We start from the raw sequence: 5,349 nt of genomic DNA, 5'->3' as shown, positions 1-5,349 counted from the left end.
GAAGACGCCGGCCAGGGTGTGCTGGTCACGGCCGCCGAGACTGCGATCGATTTCCAGATTGCGCCGGGTGGCGGCGTCCATGATCACGCTCTCGTCCCGGCGCTCCAGCTTCAGTCCTCGGATATGGGGCAGGGCAGTGCGCTGGGTCTCGCGCACATAGATCATCAGCGCCCCGGCGGCCGCCACCGCCAGGGGGCGGTCCTCGCAGTCGAATCCGGACAGATCCCGCACCGCCAACTGCTCACACAGGAGTTGGCGACCGTTACCGGCATCGAAATGCCAGGGCGGGCGGGCCTTGATCCCCTGACGTCGTCCGATGGCGGCATCGCCGCGCTGGTCTTCATCCAGCAGCAGTTCCGCTGGATTGAGCCGCTCCAGCTCGGCCAGCAAGCCCTCCCGGCCCTGGCCTTCCTGGAGGGTGAATCGCCCGCTGCTCAGGTCCAGGGCCGCCAGCCCCCAGTTGTCCTCTTCCTGATGCAAGGCGCAAAGGAGATTATCCCGTCTTTCTTCCAGCAAGGCTTCGTCGGTGACGGTGCCCGGCGTGATGATGCGCACCACCTTGCGTTCCACCGGGCCCTTGCTCTTGGCCGGGTCACCGACCTGCTCGCAGATCGCGATCGATTCACCGAGCCTGACCAGGCGGGCCAGGTAACTCTCCGCCGAGTGGTAGGGCACACCGGCCATGGGGATGGGCTGGCCCTTGGATTCGCCGCGCTTGGTCAGGGTGATGTCGAGCAGCTCGGCGGCGCGGCGCGCATCGTCGAAGAACAGCTCGTAGAAATCGCCCATGCGGTAGAACAGCAGGATGTCCGGATAGTCCGCCTTTACCTGCAGGTACTGGCGCATCATGGGGGTATGTCCGGCGAATCGGTCTTCGCTCATGCCCTGGTCCTGCGGTCCGAAAGACTGGAAGAAATCACGGGTTCCGAAGGCGTGCTTCGGGCCGGGCATCGTATTGTGAAGGCGGCCGAGTCGCAAGCTTGGTCCCGAAAGTTGGCAGAGTTTCGCCAGCGGCGCCGCTTTCCGTTACTATCCAACGCCATGAGTCAGTACAAAGCTCCGGATGATCAGCAACTGCGGACCCTGGCGGACAACCTGGGTCAGCGTCTGCTTGCCTGTGGTTGGCGGCTTGTCCTGGCTGAGTCCTGTACCGGCGGTTGGCTGGCCAAGTGTCTCACTGATGTGGCGGGCAGTTCTGCCTGGTTCGAACGGGGCTGGGTGAGCTACTCGAACAGTGCCAAACAGGACATGCTGGGCGTTTCGGCGACATTGCTGGAAAGCCATGGTGCGGTGTCCGAAGCGGTGGTCACGGCCATGGCCCGCGGTGCCCGCCGCGCGGCCGGCACTGAACTTGCCCTGGCCGTGAGCGGTGTTGCCGGCCCGGATGGGGGCAGTGATGAGAAACCCGTGGGCATGGTCTGCTTCGGTCTTGCGGATCGCAATGACAGTCAGGCCTGGACACATTATTTCAGCGGCGACCGTGAGGCCATTCGCCGGGCCAGTGTTGCCGAAGGGCTGCGTGGCTTGATCGAATCCATCCCGCAGCTCGAAGAAGGGAGTTGATCCATTGAGTTCCGAACGACTGTTTTTTGCGCTCTGGCCGGATGAATTGACCCGTCAGGCGCTGTTCCGGCAGGCCGAAGGCGTCCAGGCTGCCGCCGTGGATGGCAAATCGGTGCCGGCCGAAAATTTCCACATTACTTTGCGTTTTCTCGGCAGTCTGGATATCGATGACTGGCGCCGGGCGGAACGGGCCGCCGGCCGCGTTCGCAAGCGGGATATCGAACTGGTGGTGGATCACGCCGGGCACTGGAGCGAGACTCGCGTGCTATGGCTTGCCTGCCAGGATGTGCCGGACCCGCTGCTGGGTCTGCTTGCCGATCTCAATACCGAATTGGGCGGCGAGGGCTTTGAGTTCCGCAGCCGGCCCTGGCGTCCTCACGTCACCATTGGCCGGGGGGTCACTCAGGTCACCGAATTACCCTCAATCGAACCCGTCCGCTGGGCCGTCACCCGCTTCGTGCTGGTCCGCTCCGAGCTGGGAGGCCGGCATTCCGAGTACGAAGTCGTGCGGGAGTGGGACCTGGCCACTTCTGATTAGGGAACCTCTGATTAATTCATTCGCGCTTCCCATTGATCCGGGACTGGCAAAGACTACTGTATGGATGTACACTTCGCCCGACCGACAGGGGTTGTCGGCCGGTACTGACAGGATGATCCGCCGAACGGGCGCGATTTGATCTTTCAGGGCCGGCCCGGGCAATGGGATAATGCTGCCCCGAATCACCTCTCACCCTGGCCCCGACCGTGTAACGGGGGCCGACAGCGGAAAAGCTCATGGGGGTTTTGATGGACGAGAACAGGAAAAAGGCGCTGGCCGCCGCCCTTGGCCAGATCGAGAAGCAATTCGGCAAGGGCTCCGTGATGCGCATGGGCGATGGCGCCCACATGCGGGATATTCCGGCTGTATCCACCGGCTCCCTGGGCCTGGACGTGGCCCTGGGCGTGGGCGGCCTGCCGCGCGGCCGGATTGCCGAGATCTACGGTCCGGAATCATCGGGCAAGACGACCCTCACCCTGCACGTTATCGCCGAATGCCAGCGCAAGGGCGGCACGGCGGCATTTGTCGATGCCGAGCACGCCCTCGACCCGGAATACGCCGAAAAGCTGGGCGTGAACCTGGACGATCTGCTGGTTTCCCAGCCGGACACCGGTGAACAGGCCCTGGAAATCGCCGACATGCTGGTGCGCTCCGGTGCGGTGGACGTGGTGATCGTTGACTCGGTGGCCGCGCTCACGCCCAAGGCCGAAATCGAAGGCGAGATGGGCGACTCCCATGTGGGGCTCCAGGCTCGCCTCATGTCCCAGGCGCTGCGCAAGCTCACCGCCAACATCAAGCGCTCCGGCACCCTGGTGGTCTTCATTAACCAGATTCGCATGAAGATCGGCGTCATGTTCGGCAGTCCCGAGACGACCACCGGCGGTAATGCCCTCAAGTTCTACTCTTCCGTGCGCCTCGACATTCGCCGCATTGGCGCCATCAAGAAGGGCGACGAAGTGCTCGGCAACGACACCCGGGTGAAGGTGGTCAAGAACAAGGTGGCCCCGCCCTTCAAGCAGGCCGAGTTCGAAATCCTCTACGGCCAGGGCATTTCCCGGCACGGCGAGATCATCGATCTGGGCGTGGCCCATGGCCTGGTGGACAAGGCCGGTGCCTGGTACAGCTACAAGGGCGATCGCATCGGGCAGGGCAAGGACAACGCCCGCCAGTTCCTCCGGGACAATCCTGAGATTGCCGAGGAGATCGAGACGGTCCTGCGCGAGAAGCTGCTGCCGCAGAAGAAACAGGCGGAAGAGTCGCAGGACCAAGAACAGGAAAAGCAGGCGGAAGCCTGATAAGCGAGTGGGCCGGCTGATTGCAGCCGGCCCATCCTTTCGTCATTCCCTCACGGTTTGCCGATTCTCATGGCCGAGCCCAACGACAGCCAGGATAGTGTCGACAAGGCCACGGCCTTCGCTGTCCGTCTCCTCTCACGCCGGGAATATGCCCGCCAGGAACTGGCCCAGCGCCTGAGCCGCAAGGGATATGGCAGCGAGACCCGAGAAGCGGTCCTTGCCCGTCTGGAAGAGCTGGGTTATCTGGACGAATCCCGTTTCGTGGAGCACTTTGTCCGCAGCCGCATTGACCGCGGCTCGGGACCCCTCAAGATTCGCGCCGAACTCATGCAGCGGGGCGTGGATGGCGCCCTGATCGATCGTGGCCTGGCCGAGGCCGACTGCGATTTCAGTCGCCTGGCCGCCAGTGTCCGCCAGCGCCGTTTCGGCGAGGAACGCCCCGCCGCGCTGGAAGAAAAGGCCCGCCAGGCCCGCTTCCTCGCCCAGCGCGGCTTCGCCGCCGACCACGTCCGCACCGCCCTCGACGTCGACCCGGCTGAACTCGGGCTGGAATGAACTGGGATCAATTGCCTCGAACAGATGGCCTCGCGCAAAGGGCGCCAAGGACGCCAAGAGAAAAGAATGATCGCGCGAGAATATGTTTTCTTCGCGTCCTTGGCGGCCTTTGCGCGAGGCCATCTTTCCGTACCCGGTCGCAAGCCACCCCCGGCTCAAGGCATAATAATCGTTTGCGCCGATTTCTCCTGAACAACGTCGAGAGACCATGTCCCAGCCCATGACCGACAAATCGAAGACCTTGAGCACCAATGAATTGCGTCAGCGCTTTCTGGACTATTTCCGGGAGCGGGGCCATGCCATCGTTCCTTCCAGTCCGCTGGTGCCGCAGAACGACCCCACCCTGCTGTTCACCAACGCGGGCATGGTGCAGTTCAAGGATGTGTTTCTGGGCCGGGAGAAGCGTGATTACAGCCGGGCCACCACTTCCCAGCGCTGTGTGCGTGCCGGCGGCAAGCACAACGACCTGGAAAATGTGGGCTACACCGCCCGGCACCATACCTTCTTCGAGATGCTGGGCAACTTCAGCTTCGGCGACTACTTCAAGCGCGAGGCCATCCAGTACGCCTGGGATTTCCTGACAAAGGAAGTGGGGTTGGCGGAGGATCGGCTCTGGGTCACCGTCTATGAGGAAGACGACGAAGCCGCCGACATCTGGCTGAAGGAGCTCGGGGTCAGTCCCGAGCGTTTCTCCCGCATCGGGGAGGCGGACAATTTCTGGTCCATGGGCGACACCGGGCCATGCGGGCCCTGTTCCGAGATTTTCTACGATCACGGCCCGGAGGTGGCCGGCGGTCCCCCCGGCACGCCGGAAGAAGACGGCGACCGCTATGTGGAGATCTGGAACCTGGTCTTCATGCAGTATGACCGGGACGCGGATGGCAACATGAAGCCCCTGCCGGCGCCCTGTGTCGATACCGGCATGGGCCTGGAGCGGATCGCGGCCGTGCTCCAGGGCGTGCACAGCAACTACGATACCGACCTGTTCCAGCGCCTGATCCGGGCGGCGGCCGAGGCGGTGGGCGGCAGCCAAGACCTGGACCACCCCTCGCTCAAGGTCATCGCCGATCACATTCGCGCCTGCAGCTTTCTGATCGTGGACGGGGTGATTCCGTCCAACGAGGGTCGCGGCTATGTCCTGCGCCGCATCATCCGCCGGGCGGTGCGCCATGGCTACAAGCTGGGCGCCCAGGACAGTTTCTTCCACAAGCTGGTGCCCACCCTGGTGGCCGAGATGGGCGAGGCCTTCCCGGAACTGGAGCGCAAGGCAGATGAGGTTGTCCGGGCCCTGCGGCGGGAGGAGGAGCGATTCTCCGAGACCGTGGCGCAGGGCATGAAGCTCCTTGACGAGGTCATCGCCGATCTCGACGGCGACACCATTCCGGGCGAGACCGTGTT

General features: G+C 63.6%; 5 protein-coding genes and 1 pseudogene. 5 read left to right on the top strand and 1 reads right to left on the bottom strand.

Annotated elements, in window-relative coordinates; translation table 11 throughout:
* Nucleotides 1-882: pseudogene (locus ACJWXQ_RS12450) on the bottom strand (DNA mismatch repair protein MutS); the annotation flags it as partial.
* A 159-nt stretch (nt 883-1,041) separates the two neighbouring features.
* On the opposite strand from ACJWXQ_RS12450, the gene ACJWXQ_RS12445 reads away from it, so the two are divergent.
* The 5 genes from ACJWXQ_RS12445 to alaS all read left to right on the top strand — a co-directional run.
* Complete coding sequence (locus ACJWXQ_RS12445) at nt 1,042-1,563, top strand: CinA family protein (RefSeq protein ID WP_406672926.1); 522 nt, start codon at nt 1,042-1,044, stop codon at nt 1,561-1,563.
* Nucleotides 1,564-1,567: 4 nt separating this feature from the next.
* Nucleotides 1,568-2,101, top strand: coding sequence for an RNA 2',3'-cyclic phosphodiesterase (gene thpR / locus ACJWXQ_RS12440; protein WP_346051963.1), 534 nt, complete (start codon nt 1,568-1,570; stop codon nt 2,099-2,101).
* Between the two features lie 248 nt (nt 2,102-2,349).
* The gene (gene recA / locus ACJWXQ_RS12435; RefSeq protein WP_346051973.1) at nt 2,350-3,396 is read left to right on the top strand and encodes a recombinase RecA; all 1,047 of its coding nucleotides are present in this window, start codon (nt 2,350-2,352) and stop codon (nt 3,394-3,396) included.
* 69 nt (nt 3,397-3,465) lie between these two features.
* Nucleotides 3,466-3,951, top strand: coding sequence for a regulatory protein RecX (locus ACJWXQ_RS12430; protein ID WP_346051964.1), 486 nt, complete (start codon nt 3,466-3,468; stop codon nt 3,949-3,951).
* 220 nt (nt 3,952-4,171) lie between these two features.
* Nucleotides 4,172-5,349: alanine--tRNA ligase (gene alaS, locus ACJWXQ_RS12425; RefSeq protein WP_406672925.1), on the top strand; the 1,178-nt coding region annotated here is incomplete at its 3' end.

This window comes from Natronospira sp. (assembly GCF_007134575.1).
Classification (GTDB): domain Bacteria; phylum Pseudomonadota; class Gammaproteobacteria; order Natronospirales; family Natronospiraceae; genus Natronospira; species Natronospira elongata.
Note: the sequence above shows the minus strand (reverse complement) of the source record. Positions and strands in the feature narration are given on the sequence as shown.